Genomic DNA, 24,115 nt, shown 5'->3' with positions numbered 1-24,115 from the left:
CCTTGTTAATAAGTTTTAACTTGTGATTAATTTACGTATTTCATCAATAACGCTAGCTGTTTTTGGATTATCTTGATATTGTTTCTTGATTTTATCATGGGCATGCATAACAGTTGTGTGGTCTCTACCACCAAAGTTGCCACCTATTCTCGGTAAAGAAGCATCAGTCATTTCTCTAGCTAAATACATCGCTATTTGGCGAGGAAAAGCAATATTGCGATTGCGTTTTTTTCCATTTAAATCTGCTAATGTTAATTTGAAATATTTAGCAACTGTTTCTTGAATTAATGCTATGTTGATAACTTTATCCACTTGTTTAACTGTCGTTTCCTGCTTAGTGATGGTATTTTTTAAAACATCAACAGCTAATTCATTAGTTACAGGATAATGTTTAAATGACGCATAAGCTACAACCCTAGTCAATGCTCCTTCTAATTCACGAACATTATTGTCGATATGGCTAGCGATATATGTCATGACATCAAGAGGTACATCTAAATTATCCATTAAAGTTTTTTTCTTTAAAATAGCAATTCTTGTTTCTAAATCTGGTGCTTGAACATCTGCAAGTAATCCACCTTCAAATCTAGAACAAAGACGGTCTTCTAAAGGTTTTATTTCTTTAGGGGGTCTATCACTAGATAATATAATTTGTTTATTAGCATCTTTTAGAGCATTAAAGGTGTGGAAAAATTCTTCTTGAATTCGTTCTTTATTTGCCAAAAATTGAACATCATCCACAAGTAATACATCAATGTTGCGATATTTTTGACGGAAAGCAGCAGATGTGCCATCTTTAATAGAATTAATTAATTCATTTGTGAATTTTTCGCTAGTTGTGTATAATACTCTTTTTTGTGGATGTTTTTGCAAAATTTTATGACCTATTGCATGCATTAAATGTGTTTTTCCTAATCCTACACCACCATACATAAAAAATGGATTGTAATCTTTTGCAGGATTTTCAGCAATAGCCAGTGCTGCAGCATGAGCAAAACTATTAGAATTACCAATTACAAAACTTTCAAAAGTATATTTAGGATTAAGTGAAGATTTATCTCCAGGATTGATAGGAAGAGGTGTCTCTGTCATTTCACTAGGTGGTTGCATTGCTTCTGTTAGTGTTGGCTGAAATAAATCATTTGATTGTGCCAAACTTGTAGCTTTTTTCTTCGTTCTAACTCTAGTATTGCGTTTTTTTAATTGTTGTTGTTTTAATTCATCTGGATAAATAGTTTCTGCGTCTTTTGTACTTTCAAGATTAGTGATGGAAATTTCTAAATGTGCTTTAGTGATTTCATAGCAAGAATCTGTTAAAAATGGTAAATAATATTTTTCTACCCAATTTTTGGTAAAAACATTAGGTGCACCTAGTTCTAACATTTCTGTAGTGAGTTTTATCGGTTTTAATGGCTTTAACCAATTATTACAAACTCGCGTGGATAGTGAATTTTCAAGATTTTTTAATATTTCTTCCCAAGTTGCCTGTAATTGAATATCCGTCATGGAGATAATCCTTTCTTAAAATTTTTTATAAAACTTATCCACAGAATTTGTCAAAACCTGTGGATAAGTGCATAAATATATTATCAAAATGAGTATGATATATCAACAAGTATTTTGAAATCTGTTGACACAAAAACAGCAGTAGTCTATAATTCTAATAGCTATAATTTGAACTATTATGGTGTTTTTTAAGGAGGTGTGAAAATTGAAACAGACATTTCAGCCAAATACTCATTGGAAAAAGAAAACTCATGGTTTCCGTCAACGTATGAAAACTAAAGGTGGTCGCCTTGTTTTAAAAAGAAGACGTACTAGAGGAAGACATAAGTTATCCGCATAATAATAGGTCACTACGGTGGCCTCTTTTTCCTTTTGTCATAAGTAGAGATAGTGCTCTTCACTATCTCTACAACTGGGAATGATTTAGTTTTTTGTATTTTGCTTAATATATATGAGCATAAACGCCAGATTAACTTCCCAAGTGAGGGTAACATGAAATATAGTTTGCAAAAGAAACTCATTGTTAAAGAAAATAGTGATTTTCAAAAAATTTATCGTTGTGGCCGTTCTTTAGCAAATAAGAATATGGTTATGTATTATTGCAAAGCATTTCACCCTTCTCACAAAGTGGCTTTTGCTGCTGGTAAGAAACTTGGAAATGCTGTTACTAGAAATCGCGTAAAGCGATTACTTCGAGAAGTATATAGACTACATCGTCATGAAATAAAAGATGATTATTGTCTTTTACTTGTAGGCAGAGCGGCAGCTGTAGATTTAAAGTCTACAGCTTTAGAGAAATCATTTTATTCACTATGTAAGCGTGCTAACATTTTGAAAAAAGAGGTTGAAAAAAAGTGAAGCGGATTTTCATTGGTTTGATTTTATTTTATCGAAATTTTATATCTCCATTGAAACCGCCTTGCTGTCGCTATATTCCGACTTGTTCAGAATATGCCTTAATTGCGGTAGAAAAATATGGTGTCGTTCACGGTGGCTGGATGGCAATAAAACGCATATTGCGTTGTCATCCTTTTCATAAAGGTGGATACGACCCTGTAAAATAGATGTTTATTTATGGTTATTCGTTGGTAATTTGAAATTTACTTATAGGATGTGATGATTTGGATTTTATTTCTTCTATTTTTAATCCAATTGTGCAGTTATTAGAATTTATCTTGGGTATTTTCCATGATTTTCTAAGCACAGTAGGTTTGGAATCTTATGGTGTGGCAATTATAGTATTGACTATTATTATAAAAATGGCATTTTATCCGTTGACTGTGAAACAGGTAAAATCTATGAAGGCAATGCAAGAATTGCAACCAAAAATGAAAAAACTTCAAGATAAGTTTAAAAATGACCCAAAACGATTACAACAGGAAATGGGTATGCTTTATAAAAATGCTGGGGTAAATCCTTTAGCTGGTTGCTTGCCACTTTTAGCTCAGATGCCTATTTTGATGGCAATGTTTTATGCTCTTCAAAGCATTGATTATGGTGGAGATCCAACATTTTTATGGATTATGAATTTATCTAATCCAGACCCATACTACATTTTGCCTGTTTTATCAGCAATAAGTACTTATGTAGTACAAAAACAAACATCTTCAGCTTCTAGTTCTCCACAGATGCAAATGCAGATGAAGATTATGTCTGTAGTAATGCCTTTATTTATTGGTTGGATTAGTTGTAATTTTGCAGCTGGTTTAGTTATTTATTGGATTGTCAATAATATTATGCAGATATTGCAGCAGTGGTGGATGTATAGACATGAAGATACTTCTGCAAAAAAGGGGTCATAATATATGGCAAGAGTTATCGAAGTAACTGGTAAAGACATTGAAGAAGCAAAAAAATTGGCTTTAAGTCAATTGGATTTGCCTCAAGAACGTGTTATTTTTGAAGTATTAGAAGAACCTTCAAAGGGCTTTTTCGGTTTAATTGGTGCTAGAGTTGCTAAAATAAGAGCAACTGAAAAGGAATTAACACCATTGGAAAAAGGTCAAGAATTTTTAAAGAAGATTTTCAAATCCATGCACAAAGATATACAGATTGAATGTATTGAAGAAGATATAAATTATAAATTCAATCTCATTGGCGATGATTTAGGTGTATTGATTGGTAAACATGGTCAAACACTTGATTCATTGCAGTATCTAACAAATATGGCTGCTAATAAAAATGTTACAGGTGCGAGAGTTCGCATTGTTTTAGATGTGGAAAACTATCGTAAACGCCGTGAAGAAACACTTTGCCAATTAGCAGAAAGATTAGCTAATAAAGCTAGAAAATATCGCACAAAAGTAGTTTTAGAGCCAATGAATCGCCATGAACGTAAAATTATTCATATGGCACTTCAGGATTATGCTGATATCATAACTTACAGTGATGGTGTTGAACCTCATCGTAAAATAGTTGTGGATATTAAACATAATAAAAACGAAGATTTAGTAATTTAATAGTGAAAATAAAGCTGTGAAAGGGCTGTTTCCAATTGTTTATATTATTTGGGGCAGTCCTTTTGTGTCTAATTGGAGGATTTTTGATGAAAAACTTTGGGGAAAATGATACTATTGTAGCAATTTCTACACCACCTGGAGAAGGTGGCATAGGTATTATTCGTATCAGTGGTGAAAATTCTGGAATTGTTGCTAGTAAGTTATTTAAATGTGCTAAAAAGGATTTGACTGTAGAAAATTTTGAAAGTCATAAAGTTGTATATGGTAAGATTGTAGATGAAAAAGGCAATGTCATTGACGAAGCTTTATGTATAGCAATGTGGGCACCTAATTCTTATACAAAAGAAAATGTGGTGGAAATTCAAAGTCATGGTGGTGCATTAGTTGTTCGCCGTATTTTAGAATTGGCATTGCAAAATGGTGCTAGAATGGCAGAGCCAGGTGAATTTACAAAACGTGCTTTTTTAAATGGTAGATTGGATTTATCACAAGCTCAATCTGTAATGGACATCATAAAAGCGAGAACAGATGCTTCACTTCGTATGGCAGCAGGTCATCTTCAAGGAAAATTTTCTGATGAAATCAAAGCTATGCGTCATGATATTTTAGAAGTCATAGCTCATTTAGAAGCTTCCATAGATTTTCCAGAAGATGATATCGAAGATGTGGCAAAAGATGAAGCTAGTGCAAAGGTTAGAAGTATAAAAAATCGCATAGAAGAGATGTTATCTACGTTTAATACTGGTAGAATTTTGCGTGATGGTTTAGTAACAGCTATCATTGGTAAGCCAAATGTAGGTAAATCCAGCCTTTTAAATACGCTTTTGCGTGAAGATAGAGCGATTGTAACAGATATTCCAGGGACTACAAGAGATAGTTTAGAAGAATATGCAAATATCGGTGGAGTTCCTTTAAAGATTATAGATACAGCTGGTATTCGTGAAACAGAAGATAAAGTAGAACAAATTGGTGTAGAAAAATCTATGTCTTATGTACAAAAGGCAGATTTGATTTTAGCTTTATTTGATACATCTTCTGATTTAACAAAAGAAGATGAGGAAATCATTAATTTATTACAAGGTAAAGAAGGTATAGTTTTACTTACTAAAAATGATTTATTTTGTGTTTTAGATATAGAAGATTTACAAAAACGTTTGCAGGGCAATTTTAAATATATGCAGATATCTACATTCAACAATGATGGCATAAAAGAATTAGAGCAAGAGATTGTAAATCGCGTATATAGTGGTACAGTAAAACAGGCTGAAGGCGTTTTTGTAAATAATGTGCGTCAGGCTAATGCGTTAAAAGAAGCACAAAAATATTTAGAGGATTGTTTAAATACTATTGAAATGGATATGGCAGAAGATTTTATTGTCATAGACATTCGCTCTGCTTGGGAAAAATTGGGAGAAATAACAGGCGATACAGTAGATGAAGATATTATTGACCAGATATTTAGTCAATTTTGCATAGGTAAATAAAACGATATAGTTTGAAATAGGAGGAATTTTTTTGTTTATTGCAGGCAATTATGATGTAATTATTATTGGTGCAGGTCATGCTGGCGTAGAAGCAGCTCTTGCCAGTGCTCGTATGGGTTGTAATACTTTACTTACAACTTTGAATATGGATAATATAGCAATGATGCCATGTAATCCATCTGTAGGTGGCCCAGCTAAGGGTCATTTAGTCCGTGAAATTGATGCTTTAGGCGGAGAAATGGGCGTAAATGCTGATAAAACTTGTATTCAGTACCGTATGCTTAATACTGGTAAAGGCCCTGCTGTACAGGCTTTGAGAGCACAAGCAGATAAAAAACTATATCAAAATACAATGAAGCATACTTGTGAATTGCAAGAAAATCTCGATGTAAAACAATTATTGATAGATGAAATCTTGTTTGAAGATAATAAAGTAACAGGTGTGGTAGTAGAAACTGGTGAAGTTTATACTTGTAAGGCTGTAGTGCTTGCTTCTGGAACATATTTAAAAGGACGCATTATCATTGGTGAAAATACATATGATGGCGGTCCTAATGGTCAAAGAGCAGCTATAAAATTATCTTCATGCTTATTAAAAGCTGGTGTTGAACTCATGCGTTTTAAAACAGGTACACCAGCTCGTGTAGACCGTCGTTCTTTAGATTTTTCTAAAATGATAATTCAACCTGGTGATGATGAAGTTCATAATTTTTCTTTTATGAGTGATGTAAAAACTCGTGAACAAGTTCCTTGTTGGCTTACTTATACAAATGAACAGACTCATAAAATCATCAGAGATAATATCGAACGTGCACCGATGGCAAATGGTATTATCACTGGTGTAGGCCCTAGATATTGCCCATCTATTGAAACAAAAATTGTGCGTTTCCCAGATAAAGAACGTCATCAATTATTTATTGAACCAGAAGGTTTAGATACTGAAGAAATGTATGTACAAGGTATGTCTACAAGTATGCCTATTGATGTACAGATGGAATTTTTACGCACTATTCCAGGCTTGGAAAATGTGAGAATTATGCGTCCTGGTTATGCTATCGAATATGATTGCATTAATCCATTACAATTAAAACCTTCTTTGGAATTTAAGAAAATAAGCGGTTTCTTCTCAGCTGGGCAAACAAATGGTACATCTGGATATGAAGAAGCAGCTTCACAAGGTCTTATTGCTGGTATCAATGCCGCATTGAAAATTCAAGGGAAAGAACCTTTGATTTTAAAACGTTCTGATGGATATATTGGCGTTTTAATTGATGATTTAGTAACTAAAGGTACTAATGAACCGTATCGTGTAATGACTTCTCGTGCAGAATATCGTTTGCTTTTACGTCAAGACAATGCTGATTTACGTTTGACAGAAAAAGGTCGTCAAGTTGGCTTAGTTTCTGATGAACGTTATGCTCGCTTTGTAAAACGTCGCGATAGCATTAAAAATACCATTAAATTATTGAGTGAAATTCGCATTCACCCAAATAAAGAAACGCTAGCAAAGATGCAGGAATTTGAATTAGGCTCTATTCACAATACTGTTACAGCAGCGGATTTATTAAAACGCAAAGAAATCAGCTATGATGATTTAAAACATATCGTAGAGCTTCCTGAAATCAGTGAAGATGTGAAAAAACAAGTAGAAATTACTTTGGTATATGAAGGTTATATCAAAAAACAATTAGAACAAGTTGAACGCATGGAAAAACTTGAAGAAAAATTACTGCCAGAAGATATAAATTATGATGAAGTATCTAGCCTTCGCGATGAAGCTAGAGAAAAATTAAATGCGATAAGACCAATTTCCATAGGTCAAGCAAGTCGTATTTCTGGCGTATCTCCAGCAGATATTTCTGTATTACTTGTTTATCTAGAGCAATATCGTCGACAGGAGGAAAATGCATGAGCTTTGTAAATGACTTAAGTAAAGTAGCTAAAGAATATGGTTTAGAGCTTACTAGCGACCAAATAAGCGCTTTTAATAGATATTATGAGTTACTTATTGAATGGAATGAAAAAATCAATTTGACAGCGATTACAGAGCCTAGAGAAGTAGCTATAAAACATATCGTAGATTCACTTAGTTGCTATCAAAAAGAATTATTTACAGGACAAGTGAGCCTTATTGATGTTGGGACAGGAGCAGGCTTTCCAGGACTTCCGTTAAAGATATTTTACCCAGAATTAAAATTGACATTGCTTGATTCTTTAAATAAGCGTGTGAAATTTTTACAACTTGTAGTTGATGAATTGGGTTTAAAAGATGTAGAAGTAATCCATGCACGCAGTGAAGAAGCAGCAAGAAATAAAAAATATCGTGAAAAATTTGACTTAGCAACAGCAAGAGCAGTAGCTAGATTACCTATTATTTGTGAATATTGTTTGCCTTTTGTAAAACAAGGTGGTACTTTTATCGCTTTAAAAGGTCGTCAATATGAAGAAGAAATACAAGAAGCACAAAAAGCATTTTCTGTATTAGGTGGGAAATTAGTTAAATCTATGCCTGTAAAACTCCCTGAATTGGAAGATAAAAGGGCTGTTGTCTATATCAAAAAAGAAAAAGCAACCCCTAAAGTATATCCGCGTAAAGCAGGTACGCCAGAGCGAAATCCAATTGTTTAAAATATAGATAAACTGGAAAATAAAAAAAGATAGTACATTTGTACTATCTTTTTATTTTGCTAAATCAACTTTAAATTTTAAACAATAAGCGATGATAAAAGCAATAATAGCAGCAATTACATCACTTAAAATATACAATAGAAAGCCATCGCCATAAAATACAGGAAGAGAAGCTAGACTAGGAAAGGCAAAAGCGATAGCTTTAGCGCCTGAATAACCAGCGATAGCACCACCAATACCACCACCAATGCATACGGCTATCATAGGCTTTTTGCGAGGTAAATTTACACCAAACATAATTGGTTCAGTGATACCAAATAATGCTGATAAAATAGAAGATGCGCAAATGGATTTAAATTTCGTATCTTTACTTTTTAAGAATACAGCAAGTCCTGCACCAGCTTGAGCAAATACAGCAGGTCCCATTAAGGCTAAGACTGTATCTGAACCCAATACAGCAATATTGTTCATACCGATTAAAATAAAACTCCAGTGGAAACCAAAGATTACCATTGGTTGAATGACTGTACCTAATAACGCTCCTGAAATAATTGGGGAAAAATTATAGATATATTCATAGATATTAGCGAGAAAATCACCTATAACCATACCAATAGGGCCAAATAAGAATAATGTTACAAATCCTACAAAGATAATACACAAAAGAGGTGTCAAAAACCCTTTTACCATATCAGGGAAAATTTTATTTAAGAATTTTTCAACAAAAGTTAATAATGCTGAAGCTAAAATAATAGGGATAACACTAGAATGGTATGTAACACCTTTTAAAGGAATATGGAAGAACTCTACAGTTTGACCAGATTCTAAGATATGATTTAGTGAAGGATAAAGGAAAATACCTGCAATAACGACAGCAGTAAAGGGATTAGCACCAAATTTTTTAGCTGATGTATAGGCTAATAACATGGGTAAAAAGTAAAATAAACTGTCAGCCATAGCATTTAAAACAAGGTAATTATCACTTTCTTTAATTAGTACATCTGTGGCGATTAATACAGCAATAATACCTTTTAAGATACCAGCGGCACTTAGTAAACTGACAATGGGTAAAAATATACCAGCGATACCATCAATTATAGTATTAATCATTGATTTTTGGTGTTGAGAAGAAGTGTTCATACAGATAAAAATAGTCCTTTCGATGAATTTATTATGTACATATATCTTATATAAATACACACATAGCTAATAATTATACTTATTGTTAACAATATTGTCAATTTGTGAGTTAAATTAAAGAAAATATGTGTATTTTTTAGATAATGAATTTATAGAGATTGAAGAAATTTTAAAATCAAAAAAAACTGCACTTTAAGTGCAGTTTTTTTATTTAATATAGTTAAAAATTAATATTATCACTATCTTTGTAAGAGCCACCACAAGTAGTTATATTATCAATAGCACACATATCTTCATTACTAATTGTAAAATTTATTTTTAGATTTTCAATAATACGCTCTTTAGTAACGCTTTTCACAAGAGGTATAACATTGTGTTGTAAAGCATATTGAACACATAATTGCGCTATTGAAGCATTATATTTTTGAGCAAAGATTTTTAATTCCTCACATTGAAATACTTTACCATTTGCCAAAGGACTATAACCGACAACTACGATATTGTGTTGTTTACAATAATCTCTAATATCTTTTTGTACACAACTAGGATGAAATTCAATTTGATTAACCATAGGTTTGATTTCACAAGTTTCAAGTAATTCATCAATATGATGTTCTTTAAAATTGCTCACACCAATAGCACGAACTTTTCCTTGTTTATATAAATCTTCCATAGCTTTCCATGATTGGCGGTTTTTTTCAATATAATCATCATGGTATTTTTGTGGTCTTGGCCAATGAATTAAATATAAATCTAAATAATCAATAGCTAAATCATTTAATGTTTGATTAAAGGCTGTAATAGTTTCATCATAACCGCGAACGTCATTCCATAATTTACCTGTGATAAATAATTTATCGCGAGAAATATTACTAGCAATAATGCCTTGACCAACTTCTTTTTCATTGCCATAAACGCTAGCACAATCGATATGTGTATAACCATTTTCGATAGCTGTTTTTACAGCATTTATAGTAACTTCACTTGTTGGTGCTTTCCATGTACCAAAACCAATTTGAGGAATTTTTACACCATTATTTAAAAGAATATTATTCATCTAAAACCCTCTTTTCACTGAAATCATTTAATTGTTCAAATAATGATTGCAATTGCAAATAAGCTTTTTCAAAAATTGGCTGTAATTTTTGATATTTTTTTACATTTGTAGGGGTAGGTTCAATTATTTTATCTAAAGAAATAAATTTGCTAGCTACTTCAAAATCTTTAAAAATACCAATGCCAACACCAGCAGTGATAGCAGCACCCATAGAAGCAGCTTCATCTAATAATTTTGGCAGAATGATTTTAGTATTATAAACATCAGCAAATATTTTTTGCCATGATTTACTTTTAGCTCCACCCCCAACAGCTACTAATTCAGATATATGGATATTTTCAGCTTTAAATATATTTAAGATAATATTTAAATTCATAGCAACGCCTTCTTGAATTGCTCGCAATAAATCTTTTCGCTGATGTTCCATTTTTAGACCAATGAAATTAGCTTTAGCATTTGTATTCCACCAAGGACTTCGTTCACCGATAAGGTAAGGCAAAAATAATAGTCCATTGCTACCAACAGAAGTATTAGTAAGTTCTTGTTCTAATATTTCGTATATGGATTTATGTTCTTTTTGAGCTAGATTTTGTTCATATTGGCAAAATTTATTTATATACCAAGAGTAAGCGCCCCCACCGCTTTGCATAGTACCAGTAGGTAGGATATATCCAGGAACTATATGAGCCCAATTAAAAGTGCTTTTATTTTTGGAGAAAATAGGTTTTTTTGTAGTTATAGATATCCAAGAAGAAGTACCAATACTACTATGAGCAATTCCTTCTTTGATACAACCAGTACCAACGGCAGCACATACCCCATCGCCTCCACCACAAACAACAGGTGTATTAGGGCAAAGTCCAGTTAATTCACTAGCAGTATTAGTTATATATCCGGCGATATCAGTGGATTTTAAGAGTTTAGGCATTTTTTGTTTATCAATGCCCATGATATTTAATAATTCATCAGACCAACATAATTTATTTAAATCCATTAAACAAGTAGAGGAGGCATCACTGTATTCAGTAACAAATTGATTTGTTAATTTTAAAATGATGAAATCTTTTGCATTTAGCATTTTATACGTTTTAGCATAAATATGCGGTTCATTATCTTTTATCCACATAAGTTTTTGACCACCATAGCTAGGAGAGAGACGATGACCTGTTATTTCATAAAATCTTTGAGGTGATATTTGTTTAGCTATTTGTTGAGTTTGTTTTGTAGCACGCATATCTGCCCAAATGATAGCATTTCTTAGCGGTTCTTGTTTTTTATCTACACAGACACAACCCATCATTTGACCACTAAAGGATACAGCTAAAATATCTTTAGGATTAATATTTTTTATTAATGTTTTAGTGGTAGCTATGACAGCTTGCCACCAATCGTTAGGATTTTGTTCTGCCCAATTATTATTAGAGTAATAAACATCATAATTATATGTGCAACTAGCGATGAGTTGCCCTTCTGTGGAAAATAAAGTGGCTTTATTTCCAGATGTTCCTAAGTCGTGAGCTAGTAAGTATTTGCCCATAGGTATGCTCCTAATTATTTATTATTGTATGCTTCTGTGATTTTTATAGCAGAAGATGTGCCAATTCTTTCAGCGCCAGCTTCAATCATTTTTAAGCAAGTATCTAAATCGCGAATTCCACCAGCGGCTTTTACTTTTACTGTGTCTTTGACAATGCTTTTCATGAGTTTTACATCTTCAACTGTAGCGCCACCTGTACCAAAGCCTGTAGAAGTTTTGATGAAGTCTGGTTTTACTTCAAGTGCTATTTCGCATAATTTAATTTTTTCTTCATCAGTAAGATAGCAGTTTTCAAAAATAACTTTAGAAATTACATTATGTTTTCTGCAAACATCTACTATTTGAGTCATTTCTTCTTTGATATAGTCATAATTTTTTTCTTTTAATTCTGTGATATTAATTACATAATCAATTTCATCTGCACCGTTTGCAATAGCATCTTTAGTTTCAAAGACTTTAGTTTCAATTGTAGTTTGCCCTAAAGGAAAACTGATAGCAGCACCTACATGAATATCAGTTCCTTTTAAAAGCTTTTTGCATAATTTTGTCTGTGTAGAATTGATAGCTACCATCATAAAATCATATTTTTTAGCTTCTTCGCAAAGTTTAGCCATATCTTCTCTAGTAGCATAAGGTTTTAAACATGTGTGATCAAAGTATTTACTAAATTTATTCATAGTTATCTCTCTTTTATTTGTTATTATGTAATTACATAATAACAAAATAACAAAATTAAGTCAATATATAATAACTTATTGATAAAAGATAGTTAATATTTTATAATTTTTTTGAAAGGAGATTATAAATGAATTCGATATATGAACAATTAAAAATAGATAGAACAGTTCCTATTCCGCTATATTATCAAATAAAAACTTTTATGATAAAGCATATTGAAGATAATAGCTTAAAAGATGGTGAATTAGTTCCACCAGAAGAAGAATTATGCGCATATTTAAATGTTTCAAGACCGACAGTTAGACAAGCATTTTTAGAATTAGTACATGAAGGTTATTTAAATAGAATTAAATCAAAAGGGACATTTGTTACTCGCCCTAAAATTGCTGGAGATTTTATTCAAAAAATCCAAACATATAATCAAGAGATGCAATATTATGGATTAAAACCTAAAACGAAGCTTTTATCTATATCAGAAATAGATGTTTTTGCTGAAGTTATGGAAAAATTGAAGCTAACAGAAAAAGATAAAGTTATTTGTCTTGAACGTTTGCGCTATGCCGATGATAAACCTATAGTTTATGTTAAAACTTTTATACCTGTGAAATTATGTAAGGGTTTAATTGATGAAGATTTAGAGCAAAATTCTTTATACGATACTCTGAAAACAAAATATAATATAGAGATTGCTCATATTAATCGTCAAATTCATGCAACAGTTGCTGACCCTTATTTATCTGATTTATTGGGTATTATGGAAAATGCTCCATTATTATATATAACAACGGTTGCATATAATCAAAATGATATTCCATTTGAATATTCATTGGCATCTTATCGTGCAGATATGTATAAAATGAATGTAGATTTATATAAAGATAAGTATTATAAATAAAAAAATGGCACTAACTATGTTAGTGCCATTTTTATAATCCTGTCCCTATAGAAATAAGACGATAATAATCTTTTTCTTTAATAAGTTGCATATAATTTGATTTATTAATAATCCAATTATTTTCTTGTTTAGTCCCATTACCAGGCAACCAAAAATCGTCATCACCTGACTGAATAGAAAATACTACGGAATATATAGTTGGTTCATTAGGTACACTATATACAGAGATATCTTTATAATCAAAGATTTTACCATTAGCAAAAAGACTTTTATTTTTATGATAAGATAGTTCTTGTTTAACAATAGTATAAACAATTTCTTTATCAGTCATGTGAATAGTTTCTTTTATTGGTAATGTATCTGGATAAGGTGTAATTGGTGAATGACTAGAATAATATAAATTTAGACTAATAAGTGTAAGTAAAATCAAATATATTTTTAATGAGTTTGTTTTTTTATATAATTTAAGAAAAAATATACAAAAAATACTTATTAAAATTAAAATACATATTGAATAAAAAAGATTAATATTCATTATAATTCTATTTATAGAAATTAATGATGGAATAAACGAATTCCAACGAATGCCATTGCCATATTGTATTTATCACAAGTTTCAATAACATTATCATCACGGATAGAACCACCGCTTTGAGCGACAAATTCTACACCAGATTTATGAGCACGTTCAATATTATCGCCAAATGGGAAGAATGCATCAGAGCCAAGAGCTACGCCTTTTACTTGAGCGAGCCAAGCATCTTTTTCTTCTTTAGTGAATACTGGTGGTTTTTCAGTGAATACGCGTTTCCAATCGTCGCCACCGAGTAAATCCATATATTCATCAGAGATATATACATCAATTGCATTATCGCGGTCTGGACGGCGAACATCTGGTTTGAATGGTAAGTTTAATACTTGAGGTGCTTGACGTAAATGCCAGATATCTGCTTTATTACCAGCAAGACGAGTACAATGTACACGAGATTGCTGACCAGCACCGATACCGATAGCTTGTCCATCTTTAGCATAGCATACGGAATTGGATTGAGTGTATTTTAATGTGATTAAAGCGATAAGTAAATCACGTTTTGCTTCATCTGTGATATTTTTATTTTTTGTAGGAATGTTATTGAATAATTCTTCAGTGATTTTAATATCATTGCGTTTTTGTTCAAAAGTAACGCCAAAAACTTCTTTTGTTTCAAGTTCAGGTGCTTTGTAATCAGGGTTCATCTGAATTACAAGATAGTTACCTTTACGTTTTGTTTTTAAGATTTCTAAAGCTTCAGCACTGTAAGATGGAGCAATAACACCATCGGATACTTCACGAGCTAAGAAACGAGCTGTAGCAGCATCACATTCATCGGAAAGTGCAGCAAAATCTCCATAAGAAGACATGCGGTCAGCACCACGAGCGCGAATATATGCTGTAGCCATAGGTGTGAGTTCAATACCTTCAACGAAATACATTTTTTTCAATGTTTCAGATAAAGGAACAGCAACAGCTGCACCAGCAGGGCTTACATGTTTAAAAGATGCAGCAGCTGGAAGACCTGTAGCTTCTCTTAATTCACGAACTAATTGCCAACTGTTAAAGGCATCTAAAAGATTAATATAACCTGGACGTCCATTTAAAACTGTGAATGGTAAATCTTGTCCATCTTTCATAAAAACGCGAGCAGGTTTTTGATTAGGGTTACATCCGTATTTTAATTCCATAGAATTCATTTACGATATTCCTCCTGTAAAATAAATATAATACTATTAGATTTTGTTGCCCAGACGGTCGGCTATATAAATCTGTGCTTCATGTGGTTAATTCCACTTCCGTCAGTTACACAGATTGTTAACTAAAATTTATCATTTTAAAGTATGAGTTGTCAAGCTAAGCAATAATATTTGGAGATTTTGTTTTTTTAGGGATTTTTACAAGGATATTAGTTATTATTTAGCGAATAAAATATATAAATGCTTTTAAATTTTGAGGAGGTTTTTTTATGTCAGTAGAAAATATTGCTGTATTGACAAGTGGTACAGATGCACCAGGAATGAATGCGGCTATTAGAGCTGTAGTGAGAACTGCGATTAATAATAACGTGCGTATATGGGGCGTTTATGATGGATATAGAGGCTTAGTTGATGATAATATGGAAGAATTAACTTCTATATCTGTAGCCGATATTATTCAGCGTGGCGGTACTTTCTTAGGTACAAGTTTTTGTAAGCGTTTCCGTACAAAAGAAGGTCGTCAATTAGCTTATGAAAATCTAAAAAAACATAATATTGATGCTTTGATTGTCATTGGTGGTGATGGTAGTTTACGCGGAGCAGAAGAATTTGAACGTGAAACAGGATTTTCTGTAATTGGTATTCCAGCTACTATTGAAAATGATATTTGGGGAACAGATTATGCTATTGGTACAGATACTGCTGTAAATACTATTTTACAGGCAATCAACGAAATTCGTGATACTGCAAAAGCACATCGTCGTACATTTATTATTGAAGTAATGGGCAATAAATGCGGTTGGCTTGCTACATATTCAGCCGTTGCTGGTGGCGGAAATATGGTTATAGTACCAGAAGAAGAATTTGATAAGGAAAAAATCATCAATAAAGTACAAAAATTACATGATGGTGGTAAATCTTATTTAGTAATTTTAGCTTCTGAAGGTACTGGCAATATGCAAGAGTTAGTAAAAGAATTAGAAGCTAGAACAGGAATTTCCACACGTTTGACTGTTTTAGGTTTAGTTCAACGTGGTGGTTCACCAACAGCTAATGACCGTGTATTTGCAAGTGTATTAGGTGAACAAGCAACACTTGCAGCTGTTTCTGGACTTCATAATATTGTTTTCGGTATGCAACGTGGAAATATTGTTTGCATTGATTTACGTGATGCAATCACTAATAAAAAAGAATACCCAGAAGATTTAAGACATTTAGCAGAAGTAATTTCTCTATAATAAAAAAATTCCTAGATAATATATTATCTAGGAATTTTTATTTATAAAAGTAAAAGTTCTACAACGAATACAGATAAACAACAAGATGAGGCTACTTGGAATAAATTAGCACCAAACCAAGAAAGTACAATACCAATGACAAGAGCAATAGCTCCAGAAAGTGGTGTTTGTGTTACCTGTATAATTGCAGGAAAAGTCATAACTGCTAATGTGATATAAGGAACATAGTAAAGAAAAGATTTTATCAGTGGATTTTTTATTTCTGTTTGAATTAAAGTCAGTGGCAAAACACGAATAGCAAAACTAGTTAAAGCCATGACTAAAATGTATATATATACCTCAGACATTTTCTTCACCATCCTTTGTTTTTACTGGATATAAGATACTAGCAATCAAAGATAATACTATAGTTAAAATAATGATACGTGTAGCACTTGATAATTCAGATATATAAGGAAGGTAAGTGGATAAGTAGCTAGCAATAAAGCTGATGATAACAAATACACCGATTACTTTATTTTTTCGTGCAGGTGGAATGATAACGGCTAAAAACATACCGTATAATGCTACACTAAAAGCACTTATCAATTGAATTGGCAATAAATTACCTACAACAATTCCAAGAGCTGTACCACCAGCCCAACATGGCATAGTGATGAACATAGCACCAAAGTAATAAAAAGGATTTAGATAATTAGGTCTAGCGATAGAAATAGCAAATAATTCATCTGTGATATCAAAGCCGATTAAAATGCGTTGATACCATGGAATATCTGGCGATAATTTTTGACTTAAAGCGCAACTCATAATCAAGTAACGAGAATTAGCGATTAGGATAACGAGAAATACTTCTATATATGTTGCCATTGTAGCAATAGAAGTAAAGCCAGCATATTCACCAGCGGAAGCATTTACAAGAAAGCTTGTTAAAAAGCCTTGAAATGCTGTCAGTCCTGCATTTTTAGCAGTGATTCCCAAAGAGAAGGAAACTGCTAAATAACCAAGAGCAATAGGAAAACCATCACGTATACCATCTTTAAAAGCTTGTTTTTTTACAGAGATATTGTCTACTGGATAAACATCGTCAGCAATATCTAATTCATTCATAGCGATTTCCTCCATTTTGTATTTTATTTTTAAATATGTATTTTGTATAAATATTATAGCAGTTATATTTACATTAGGAAAACGAATATTTATAATAACTACATAAGTAAAACTAATGGGAGAGCGAATGCATATGGTTTCGCGTTATGGGATTTTTTGTAAAGTCATAGAAAATGGAAATTTTACAAAGGTAGCAAAAGAAGTGGGCTATTCGCAAAGTGCGATTAGTCAAAGTATAAAGGCGTTAGAACAAGAATTAGGAACCATCTTGATAGATAGGAAAAAAGAAGGCATAACATTAACAGATGATGGTAAATCTTTTTATCCGTATATACAGGCAATTTTTCATGCTGAACTTTCATTGAAACAAAAGCAACAGGAAATGAAGGGCTTAGAGCATAGCGTTATACGTATTGGCACTTTTACTAGTGTAAGCAGAAATATTTTACCGCAATTGATGAAGAGTTTTAAATCATTATATCCTACAGTCAATTTTGTTTTAAAACAAGGTGAATATACAAGCATAAAAAAATGGATTTTGCATGGAGAAATTGATTTTGGTTTTGTAAATAGTGATGTAGTATCAGGCATCAATATGGAATTTTTATATAGAGATGAAATGATGGCAGTATTGCCTAAACATCATAAATTAGCTAATTTGCCGATTATATCTTTAGACCAATTAGCCAAAGAATCTTTTATTTTATTAGATGAAGGTCGCCATAGTGTGATTATGCATGCTTTTGCTGATTATAAATTAGAGCCACAGATTGAATATAAAGTTTATGATGATTATTCGATTTTAGCTATGGTAAAACAAGGCTTAGGGATATCTGCAATGTATAGTTTAGTTTTAAATGGATTTGAAGATGGCTTAGCTATTCGACCAATAAAAGAACATCCTGAACGCAATGTAGCTTTAGCATGGCAAAATTGGGATACAATGTCATTGGCTTCACGTAAATTTGTGGAATTTATAAAAGAAAATTTTGTTTTTGTGCAAGAAAAATAAAAAAATTGCAGAGCTTACGCTCTGCAATTTTTATTTGATAATACTCAATAATTCTAAAGGTTTATTAATAATAAAATCGGCATTAATATCTTTTAATTCTTCAAGACTGCCATATCCATACGTTACACCAACACATTTTAAATTAAATTTCTTTGCGCCAATGACATCGTATTTACGGTCGCCTACCATTATGCAATCATTTAAATCTATAATTTGCATTTGTTTTAAAACATAAGCTAATACATCATCTTTATTTATACGACTGCCATCAAACAAACTACCGCCAGCAAAAGCAAAATATTTTAGTAAATCATGTTGACTTAAAATATTTTTTACAAACTTTTCAGGTTTAGAAGAAGCAATCAACAATTTTAAACCATTTTCAGCTAAAGTCTTTAATAATGCAGGTATTTGCTCATATACTTCATTTTCTAAAATACCTTTATCTGTATAATATTCTCGAAAATATTTTACAGCTTCAAGACTTTGTTCATGACTAAAATTATAGCAATTGATAAATTGCTGATTTAATGGCGGACCTACAAAACTTTTTAAAACCGTCATATTTGTTTCATTTATGCCATATTTTTTTAAAGCATATTGTACAGCATGAATAATACCAGGCCCAGAATTAATCAATGTTCCGTCTAAATCAAAAATAATATTATGATATTTATATTGCATAAATTTATCCTCAATTTTATTTATTAATAAGTTTTTTAGCAATTTCTACAGCTTCAACGCCATCAGGAGCATAAGCATCAGCACCGACATTATCAGCATATTCTTGAGTTACTACAGCACCACCGATCATGACTTTTGTAGAGTATTCGCTTTTATTTAATTCAGCGATGACTTCATCTATCTGTGTAATAGTAGTTGTCATCAAGGAGCATAAACCGATCATATCGGCTTTATTATCTATAGCTGCCTTAATGATTTCTTCTTTATCAATATCTTTACCTAAATCGATAACTTTAAAACCGTTATTTTCTAAAAGTGCAGATACGATATTTTTACCTAAATCATGGATATCGCCTTTTACAGTAGCAATGACGATAGTACCTTTGTTACTTACGCTATCAGCTGGAATACGTTCTTTGATTTTGATGAAAGCTTCACGCATTGCTTCAGCAGATAACATAACTTGTGGTAAAAAGATTTTTTTCGAACCGAAATCTTTACCAACGACATTCATTGCTGCGCTTAAAGCTTTATCTGTAATTTCATTTGGTTTATGTCCTTCATTTAAAGCTTGTTCTACCATTTGAGCGATGGATTCTTTTTCCCCACTGATTATAGCAGATTTGATATCTTCAATGATATCACCGCTAGATACTGCATTTTTAGCTTTAGCTACAGGGATATTTTGTCCGGAATGATTAAGGCTATAATCACGACCATTAGGGTCTTTAGCTAAAAGAGCATTAGAAGCACTCAAGGCATTTTGCATAGAATCATCATAAGGGTTCATGATTGGAGCATCTAATCCCATTGCTAAACACATAGTGAAGAATGTGCTATTGATAAGTGGTCGATTTGGAAGACCAAAAGATATATTGCTAAGTCCCATAGTGGAAGGAGCACCAATATGTTCGCGGTAAAGTTTTAAAGTGTTTAATACTTCATTACAAGCATTTTTATCGGCAGCTATAGTCATTACAAGCGCGTCAAGTAAAAAGTCGTTATCTTTTAAGCCCTGAGCTTTAGATTCAGCGATTATTTTTTGAGCTAGTGCAAGACGTTCTTTAGCTGTTTTAGGAATACCTTCATCAGATAATGGCAAGCATAAGATTGCAGCACCATATCTTTTAGCTAATGGTATAAAATATTTTAATCTATCAGGTTCTGCACTTACAGAATTGATGAGTGCTCTACCAGGATATGCTTTTAACCCTGCTTCTAATGCTTTAACATCGCTTGTATCAATGGCAAGTGGTGTATTTACAAGTTGAGAAATTTCTGTGATAGCTTTGTGCATAGCTTTTGCTTGGTCAATTCCAGCAACACCCATATTTACATCAAGGATTTGAGCACCAGCTTGAGTCTGTTCAATAGCTTCACGTTTTACAGAGATAAATGAACCATTTTTTATTTCTTCAGCTAATTTTTTACGACCAGTAGGATTGATGCGTTCGCCGATTAATCTTGTAGGTAAATCTTTGCCAATAAATACAGTTTTAGAACGGCTAGCAAGGGCAAGATTAGGATTTGGTGCTTTGCGGATAGGTTCGGAAACGTCAGCTAAAGCTTCTTTGATCGCTTTGATATGAGCAGGAGTTGTTCCACAGCAACCACCGATATAAGTTGCACCAGCTTCTACAAGTTTTGGTGCCCATTTAGCCATATCTTCTGGAGTGAGTGGGAAGATGGTCTGACCATTTTCTAAATGTGGCATACCTGCATTTGCTTGTACGCTGATAGGACAAGAACAATTATCGGCTAGTTCTTTTATGATAGGAACTAATTGTTCAGGGCCTAAAGAGCAGTTGGCACCGATGATATCTGCGCCCATAGCTTCTAAGATAATGGCAGCTGATTGTGGGTCTGTGCCTGTTACAGTTCTGCCATCTTCGCTGAAAGATAATTGACAGATTACGGGTAAATTGCAAGCATCTTTAGCAGCGAGAAGAGCAGCACGCATTTCTTGGATTTCAATACAAGTTTCGATGAGGATATAATCAACACCTGCGTCAGCTAAAATTTTAGCTTGTTCATAATAATTTTCATAAACTTCATCGAAAGTCAATTCGCCTAAAGGCTCAATAAAAGCACCAGTAGGGCCCATAGAACCAGCTACTTTTGCTTTGCCAGCAGTGGCGATTTTGGCATTTTTTACAGCAGCGATATTTATTGCTTCTACTTTATCGCCTAAGTTATATTCATTTAATTTAATGCGAGAAGCACCAAATGTATTTGTTTCAACAATATTAGAGCCTGCTTCTACATAAGCACGATGAACATTTTGGATAGCTTCTGGAGCTTCGATATTTAATAATTCAGGGCACATTCCTGGTTTTAATACAGATTTTTGTAACATAGTGCCAGTAGCACCATCAAATATATGTATCATAGAAGATACCTCCTAGAAATTTTTATTGAGCAAAAATGATAAAATGTATTTGTTTATCATCATGAATTTTTATTTAATAATTCAGGGTCAAATGGTTTTATGCGGAAATTGCAATTAGGGTTTGGACAATATTTACAAGATTGTTTTTCAGGTTCGACATCTTGTGTTTTAGGTATAAGTCCAATGATTGCAGTAACGGATTTTCGCGGTGTAAGCATTAATGATGAAGTTAGGCTAATACCTATTTCATGAGCTTTAGCTAAACGGAGCATTTCAGGTTGTGCCTGTATAGGCCAATCTCCATATCCTGGGCTAAATCGCCAACGACGAACTAATCCTTGCATATTGAATTTTTGGTCAATGGCTTGTTCGATACCATCAGCAACATGTTCAACAGCTGTAGTTGCAGCAGCGTCCATCAAAACAGCTAGCGTATATTCTCCATCTTTGAAACGACGGGAGATTTCTTCTTCAACAGTTTCACCGATTGTAACAGCGATGATGGCAACTTTTGTAGCTCGACAAAGATGTTTAGTTACTTTTTTCCCTTCTAATTTAAAGGGCTTATCTGCAAGTACAATGCCATTTTTAGCGTCATAGTCATATACTTCCCAAATTCCTTTAGGTTCGGAAATATATAAGACTTCACGACATGCTTCTAAAATAGTTTTTTTATTGAAATTAGGGGCTTTGTTAAGTCCAGCATAACGTCTAGTTTCACTAGGGTCAATGGACATTAAAGCAGCATTATATTTAGGCATGGTAAAATCTCCCTTAATATTTTGTGTTTATAATTATATCTAGAAAAGAATTTTATCATAAATTTTAGTATAATTATACTGTTATTAGTTAAATTAATTTTTTATGATTGATTATAGTTTTAAATTATAATGAATTTATAAAAGTAATAAGTTAAAATAATTATTATAATATTTTAAAGGAGAAATACATGGAATTTTTAAATATTGATGAAATTTTACCAAACCCATTTCAACCGAGAAAGGAGTTTGATATGGAGCAATTAGCTCAACTAGCAAAATCGATAAAAGAATATGGCATAATTGAGCCTCTAATTGTGCGTATAAATGATAATGATGAATTTGAATTGATTGCAGGAGAAAGACGTCTTCGTGCAGCTAAAATGGCAGGATTAGATAAAGTGCCAATTATCTTAAAAGATTATGATGATGATAAGGTAGCACAAATAGCTTTAATTGAAAATCTCCAACGCAGTAATTTAAATGTTATTGAAGAAGCAAATGCATATCAGTTGTTATTACATAAATTTAATTTAAAACAAGAAGAAGTAGCGCAAAAAGTGGGAAAAAGTCGTTCGCATATAGCGAATTTTGTACGCTTATTGAATTTAGCAAAAGAAGTACAGTGCTTATTACAAGATAATAAACTCAATATGGGGCAGGCAAAACCGCTTTTAGCGATAGAAGATGAAAAGCTTCAAGTAAAATTAGCTAATTTGATAATTGAAAGAGAATTATCTGCTAGAAAAGCTGAAGCTTTAGTCAAAAAAATCTTAGCAGGTGATAATGTCATCGAGCAGATTGAACAAGTAAAAGAAGCTAAGATGTATTTAAATGATGTGCAAGAGCGCTTAAAACAAATATTGGGAACGAATGTAAATATAAAGCAAGGTAAAAAGAAATCTCGCATAGAAATTGAATTTTATAATGATGATGATTTAGCTAGATTAGTTGAATTATTGATGGAAAAACAAGAAAGTCCTCAGATAAAAAAATCGAGAATTATCAAGGATTTTAACATTTAGTAAATGCTGTTTTGATTTTACAAATAAAAACATGAATGCTATAATGTTGCACGTTAAAAAGGATAGTTTTTATTGAATAATCAATTCTTTTTTAACAGAATTTAGGAGGGAATATTTATGGATTTTTCAATGCTAAATCAGATATTTCAAGATAATTTAGCAATTATTTTAACTGTAATCGTAGTCTTATTAGTTTTATTAATAATTTTATCAATAGTGATGCTTGTAAAATTAAGCAAAGCGAAAAAACGTTATAATTCATTGGTAAATGGTGCAACAGGTGAAAGTTTAGAGGATATTATAGCTGATAATATTGCTCAAATGAATGAACTTGTAGTAAAAAATAATAAAATTGATGCAGATTATGCAGAAATGAAATCTTTATTTACAAAATCCATTCAAAAAGTAGCAGTACATCGTTTCTGTGCTTTTGCTGATATGGGTGGCGATTTGAGTTATGCTGTAGCTTTACTTGATAATCAAAATAATGGTGTGATATTCTCTTCTATTTTTGGACGTCAAGATTCTTGCACATATGTAAAACCTATAGAAAATGGTGTTTCTAAATATCCTTTGACTCAAGAAGAAAACAAAGTATTATTAGAAGCTATGTCTAAATAATTTTGACAAAGATAAAAACAAAAGGAGTACAAATTATTGTACTCCTTTTTTATATGCAATTTTTCAAAAAAAATCGCTTCGCTTACCAAATGCGAGCGTAAAGCCCCTAAATTTATTTATGGGGATATAAGCTCGCTAAAAAACAATGATTCGATATCATTGTTTT

At 32.3% G+C, this 24,115-nt stretch carries 25 protein-coding genes and 1 riboswitch; of the genes, 13 read left to right on the top strand and 12 right to left on the bottom strand.

The features are described from left to right. Positions 1 to 15 precede the first annotated feature (15 nt). Positions 16 to 1,506 carry a chromosomal replication initiator protein DnaA gene (gene dnaA / locus AC5LAX_RS12270; RefSeq protein WP_018999998.1) on the bottom strand — a complete coding sequence of 497 codons (1,491 nt, stop codon included), beginning with the start codon at positions 1,504 to 1,506 and terminating at the stop codon, positions 16 to 18. A gap of 205 nt (positions 1,507 to 1,711) precedes the next feature. Between dnaA and rpmH the strand changes: the two genes are divergently transcribed. The 8 genes from rpmH (at position 1,712) to rsmG (ending at position 8,077) form a co-directional block, all read left to right on the top strand. Next, positions 1,712 to 1,846 (top strand): 50S ribosomal protein L34, encoded by a 135-nt coding sequence (gene rpmH, locus AC5LAX_RS12265; RefSeq protein WP_008539230.1) that lies wholly within the window; start codon positions 1,712 to 1,714, stop codon positions 1,844 to 1,846. Positions 1,847 to 1,998: 152 nt separating this feature from the next. Next, positions 1,999 to 2,364 carry a ribonuclease P protein component gene (gene rnpA, locus AC5LAX_RS12260; RefSeq protein ID WP_015561971.1) on the top strand — a complete coding sequence of 122 codons (366 nt, stop codon included), beginning with the start codon at positions 1,999 to 2,001 and terminating at the stop codon, positions 2,362 to 2,364. Next, positions 2,361 to 2,570: a membrane protein insertion efficiency factor YidD gene (gene yidD, locus AC5LAX_RS12255; protein WP_008539234.1), complete on the top strand. Its 210-nt coding sequence runs from the start codon at positions 2,361 to 2,363 to the stop codon at positions 2,568 to 2,570. Before rnpA ends, yidD begins: the two co-directional genes overlap by 4 nt. Before the next feature lie 57 nt (positions 2,571 to 2,627). Beyond that, the gene (locus AC5LAX_RS12250) at positions 2,628 to 3,308 is read left to right on the top strand and encodes a YidC/Oxa1 family membrane protein insertase (protein ID WP_008539236.1); all 681 of its coding nucleotides are present in this window, start codon (positions 2,628 to 2,630) and stop codon (positions 3,306 to 3,308) included. Between the two features lie 3 nt (positions 3,309 to 3,311). Next, on the top strand, positions 3,312 to 3,965 hold the full coding sequence (gene jag / locus AC5LAX_RS12245) for an RNA-binding cell elongation regulator Jag/EloR (protein WP_008539237.1): 654 nt from the start codon (positions 3,312 to 3,314) through the stop codon (positions 3,963 to 3,965). An 86-nt stretch (positions 3,966 to 4,051) separates the two neighbouring features. Continuing rightward, positions 4,052 to 5,449: a tRNA uridine-5-carboxymethylaminomethyl(34) synthesis GTPase MnmE gene (gene mnmE, locus AC5LAX_RS12240; protein ID WP_288909096.1), complete on the top strand. Its 1,398-nt coding sequence runs from the start codon at positions 4,052 to 4,054 to the stop codon at positions 5,447 to 5,449. A 31-nt stretch (positions 5,450 to 5,480) separates the two neighbouring features. Then, a complete protein-coding gene (gene mnmG, locus AC5LAX_RS12235) occupies positions 5,481 to 7,361 on the top strand; it encodes a tRNA uridine-5-carboxymethylaminomethyl(34) synthesis enzyme MnmG (RefSeq protein ID WP_288909095.1) in 1,881 nt (626 codons plus the stop codon). Further along, complete coding sequence (rsmG, locus tag AC5LAX_RS12230) at positions 7,358 to 8,077, top strand: 16S rRNA (guanine(527)-N(7))-methyltransferase RsmG (RefSeq protein ID WP_224169408.1); 720 nt, start codon at positions 7,358 to 7,360, stop codon at positions 8,075 to 8,077. Before mnmG ends, rsmG begins: the two co-directional genes overlap by 4 nt. Before the next feature lie 51 nt (positions 8,078 to 8,128). Here the strand turns inward: rsmG and AC5LAX_RS12225 are convergent, their stop codons facing one another. The 4 genes from AC5LAX_RS12225 to deoC form a co-directional block, all read right to left on the bottom strand. Further along, positions 8,129 to 9,187 (bottom strand): PTS transporter subunit EIIC, encoded by a 1,059-nt coding sequence (locus AC5LAX_RS12225; RefSeq protein WP_287793834.1) that lies wholly within the window; start codon positions 9,185 to 9,187, stop codon positions 8,129 to 8,131. A gap of 250 nt (positions 9,188 to 9,437) precedes the next feature. Next, positions 9,438 to 10,274 carry an aldo/keto reductase gene (locus AC5LAX_RS12220; protein ID WP_288909093.1) on the bottom strand — a complete coding sequence of 279 codons (837 nt, stop codon included), beginning with the start codon at positions 10,272 to 10,274 and terminating at the stop codon, positions 9,438 to 9,440. After that, positions 10,267 to 11,811, bottom strand: a complete 1,545-nt coding sequence (gene xylB, locus AC5LAX_RS12215; protein ID WP_288909092.1) for a xylulokinase — start codon at positions 11,809 to 11,811, stop codon at positions 10,267 to 10,269. The genes AC5LAX_RS12220 and xylB overlap by 8 nt, the downstream gene beginning before the upstream one ends. Before the next feature lie 14 nt (positions 11,812 to 11,825). Beyond that, positions 11,826 to 12,488, bottom strand: a complete 663-nt coding sequence (deoC, locus tag AC5LAX_RS12210; protein ID WP_288909090.1) for a deoxyribose-phosphate aldolase — start codon at positions 12,486 to 12,488, stop codon at positions 11,826 to 11,828. A 128-nt stretch (positions 12,489 to 12,616) separates the two neighbouring features. Here deoC and AC5LAX_RS12205 point away from each other — a divergent pair, with 128 nt between their 5' ends. Continuing rightward, entirely contained in the window at positions 12,617 to 13,384 is a 768-nt protein-coding gene (locus tag AC5LAX_RS12205; protein WP_008539253.1) for a GntR family transcriptional regulator, read from the top strand. A 31-nt stretch (positions 13,385 to 13,415) separates the two neighbouring features. On the opposite strand, the gene AC5LAX_RS12200 is transcribed toward AC5LAX_RS12205, so the two are convergent. Together AC5LAX_RS12200 and AC5LAX_RS12195 are read right to left on the bottom strand one after the other, a co-directional pair. Then, a complete protein-coding gene (locus AC5LAX_RS12200) occupies positions 13,416 to 13,814 on the bottom strand; it encodes a hypothetical protein (RefSeq protein ID WP_147277755.1) in 399 nt (132 codons plus the stop codon). Positions 13,815 to 13,939: 125 nt separating this feature from the next. Next, a complete protein-coding gene (locus tag AC5LAX_RS12195) occupies positions 13,940 to 15,115 on the bottom strand; it encodes a phosphoribosylaminoimidazolecarboxamide formyltransferase (protein ID WP_115152379.1) in 1,176 nt (391 codons plus the stop codon). 41 nt (positions 15,116 to 15,156) lie between these two features. Beyond that, positions 15,157 to 15,235: riboswitch (ZMP/ZTP riboswitch) on the bottom strand. Between the two features lie 149 nt (positions 15,236 to 15,384). Between AC5LAX_RS12195 and pfkA the strand changes: the two genes are divergently transcribed. Continuing rightward, complete coding sequence (pfkA, locus tag AC5LAX_RS12190; RefSeq protein WP_008539259.1) at positions 15,385 to 16,353, top strand: 6-phosphofructokinase; 969 nt, start codon at positions 15,385 to 15,387, stop codon at positions 16,351 to 16,353. Positions 16,354 to 16,394: 41 nt separating this feature from the next. Here pfkA and AC5LAX_RS12185 read toward each other — a convergent pair whose 3' ends face one another. Continuing rightward, a complete protein-coding gene (locus AC5LAX_RS12185) occupies positions 16,395 to 16,700 on the bottom strand; it encodes an AzlD domain-containing protein (protein ID WP_008539269.1) in 306 nt (101 codons plus the stop codon). Beyond that, the gene (locus AC5LAX_RS12180; RefSeq protein ID WP_008539270.1) at positions 16,693 to 17,460 is read right to left on the bottom strand and encodes an AzlC family ABC transporter permease; all 768 of its coding nucleotides are present in this window, start codon (positions 17,458 to 17,460) and stop codon (positions 16,693 to 16,695) included. Before AC5LAX_RS12180 ends, AC5LAX_RS12185 begins: the two co-directional genes overlap by 8 nt. 133 nt (positions 17,461 to 17,593) lie before the next feature. On the opposite strand from AC5LAX_RS12180, the gene AC5LAX_RS12175 reads away from it, so the two are divergent. Beyond that, complete coding sequence (locus AC5LAX_RS12175) at positions 17,594 to 18,472, top strand: LysR family transcriptional regulator (RefSeq protein ID WP_234970722.1); 879 nt, start codon at positions 17,594 to 17,596, stop codon at positions 18,470 to 18,472. Between the two features lie 30 nt (positions 18,473 to 18,502). On the opposite strand, the gene AC5LAX_RS12170 is transcribed toward AC5LAX_RS12175, so the two are convergent. From AC5LAX_RS12170 to AC5LAX_RS12160, 3 genes are read right to left on the bottom strand one after another with little or no spacing between them, the layout of a single operon-like run. Next, positions 18,503 to 19,156, bottom strand: a complete 654-nt coding sequence (locus AC5LAX_RS12170; RefSeq protein ID WP_117585444.1) for an HAD hydrolase-like protein — start codon at positions 19,154 to 19,156, stop codon at positions 18,503 to 18,505. 16 nt (positions 19,157 to 19,172) lie between these two features. Then, complete coding sequence (locus AC5LAX_RS12165; RefSeq protein WP_288909089.1) at positions 19,173 to 21,545, bottom strand: homocysteine S-methyltransferase family protein; 2,373 nt, start codon at positions 21,543 to 21,545, stop codon at positions 19,173 to 19,175. Between the two features lie 59 nt (positions 21,546 to 21,604). Continuing rightward, entirely contained in the window at positions 21,605 to 22,306 is a 702-nt protein-coding gene (locus tag AC5LAX_RS12160; RefSeq protein ID WP_008539274.1) for a vitamin B12 dependent-methionine synthase activation domain-containing protein, read from the bottom strand. Positions 22,307 to 22,494: 188 nt separating this feature from the next. Between AC5LAX_RS12160 and AC5LAX_RS12155 the strand changes: the two genes are divergently transcribed. Then, the gene (locus AC5LAX_RS12155) at positions 22,495 to 23,328 is read left to right on the top strand and encodes a ParB/RepB/Spo0J family partition protein (protein ID WP_117585443.1); all 834 of its coding nucleotides are present in this window, start codon (positions 22,495 to 22,497) and stop codon (positions 23,326 to 23,328) included. Positions 23,329 to 23,445: 117 nt separating this feature from the next. Beyond that, positions 23,446 to 23,949 (top strand): DUF4446 family protein, encoded by a 504-nt coding sequence (locus AC5LAX_RS12150; protein ID WP_015561947.1) that lies wholly within the window; start codon positions 23,446 to 23,448, stop codon positions 23,947 to 23,949. Positions 23,950 to 24,115: the final 166 nt, after the last annotated feature.

This window comes from Megamonas sp., from assembly GCF_986095205.1.
The sequence above is the reverse complement of the archived record's forward strand: the minus strand, read 5'-3'. Positions and strand labels throughout refer to the sequence as shown.

What these genes read in the sequence shown, in the direction of transcription:
- dnaA (WP_018999998.1), bottom strand. Translation starts at nt 1,506, where the DNA reads ATGACGGATATTCAATTACAGGCAACTTGGGAAGAAATATTAAAAAAT.
- rnpA (WP_015561971.1), top strand. Translation starts at nt 1,999, where the DNA reads ATGAAATATAGTTTGCAAAAGAAACTCATTGTTAAAGAAAATAGTGAT.
- jag (WP_008539237.1), top strand. Translation starts at nt 3,312, where the DNA reads ATGGCAAGAGTTATCGAAGTAACTGGTAAAGACATTGAAGAAGCAAAA.
- mnmE (WP_288909096.1), top strand. Translation starts at nt 4,052, where the DNA reads ATGAAAAACTTTGGGGAAAATGATACTATTGTAGCAATTTCTACACCA.
- rsmG (WP_224169408.1), top strand. Translation starts at nt 7,358, where the DNA reads ATGAGCTTTGTAAATGACTTAAGTAAAGTAGCTAAAGAATATGGTTTA.
- AC5LAX_RS12225 (WP_287793834.1), bottom strand. Translation starts at nt 9,187, where the DNA reads ATGATTAATACTATAATTGATGGTATCGCTGGTATATTTTTACCCATT.
- AC5LAX_RS12220 (WP_288909093.1), bottom strand. Translation starts at nt 10,274, where the DNA reads ATGAATAATATTCTTTTAAATAATGGTGTAAAAATTCCTCAAATTGGT.
- xylB (WP_288909092.1), bottom strand. Translation starts at nt 11,811, where the DNA reads ATGGGCAAATACTTACTAGCTCACGACTTAGGAACATCTGGAAATAAA.
- deoC (WP_288909090.1), bottom strand. Translation starts at nt 12,488, where the DNA reads ATGAATAAATTTAGTAAATACTTTGATCACACATGTTTAAAACCTTAT.
- AC5LAX_RS12205 (WP_008539253.1), top strand. Translation starts at nt 12,617, where the DNA reads ATGAATTCGATATATGAACAATTAAAAATAGATAGAACAGTTCCTATT.
- AC5LAX_RS12195 (WP_115152379.1), bottom strand. Translation starts at nt 15,115, where the DNA reads ATGAATTCTATGGAATTAAAATACGGATGTAACCCTAATCAAAAACCT.
- pfkA (WP_008539259.1), top strand. Translation starts at nt 15,385, where the DNA reads ATGTCAGTAGAAAATATTGCTGTATTGACAAGTGGTACAGATGCACCA.
- AC5LAX_RS12185 (WP_008539269.1), bottom strand. Translation starts at nt 16,700, where the DNA reads ATGTCTGAGGTATATATATACATTTTAGTCATGGCTTTAACTAGTTTT.
- AC5LAX_RS12180 (WP_008539270.1), bottom strand. Translation starts at nt 17,460, where the DNA reads ATGAATGAATTAGATATTGCTGACGATGTTTATCCAGTAGACAATATC.
- AC5LAX_RS12175 (WP_234970722.1), top strand. Translation starts at nt 17,594, where the DNA reads ATGGTTTCGCGTTATGGGATTTTTTGTAAAGTCATAGAAAATGGAAAT.
- AC5LAX_RS12170 (WP_117585444.1), bottom strand. Translation starts at nt 19,156, where the DNA reads ATGCAATATAAATATCATAATATTATTTTTGATTTAGACGGAACATTG.
- AC5LAX_RS12165 (WP_288909089.1), bottom strand. Translation starts at nt 21,545, where the DNA reads ATGATACATATATTTGATGGTGCTACTGGCACTATGTTACAAAAATCT.
- AC5LAX_RS12160 (WP_008539274.1), bottom strand. Translation starts at nt 22,306, where the DNA reads ATGCCTAAATATAATGCTGCTTTAATGTCCATTGACCCTAGTGAAACT.
- AC5LAX_RS12155 (WP_117585443.1), top strand. Translation starts at nt 22,495, where the DNA reads ATGGAATTTTTAAATATTGATGAAATTTTACCAAACCCATTTCAACCG.
- AC5LAX_RS12150 (WP_015561947.1), top strand. Translation starts at nt 23,446, where the DNA reads ATGGATTTTTCAATGCTAAATCAGATATTTCAAGATAATTTAGCAATT.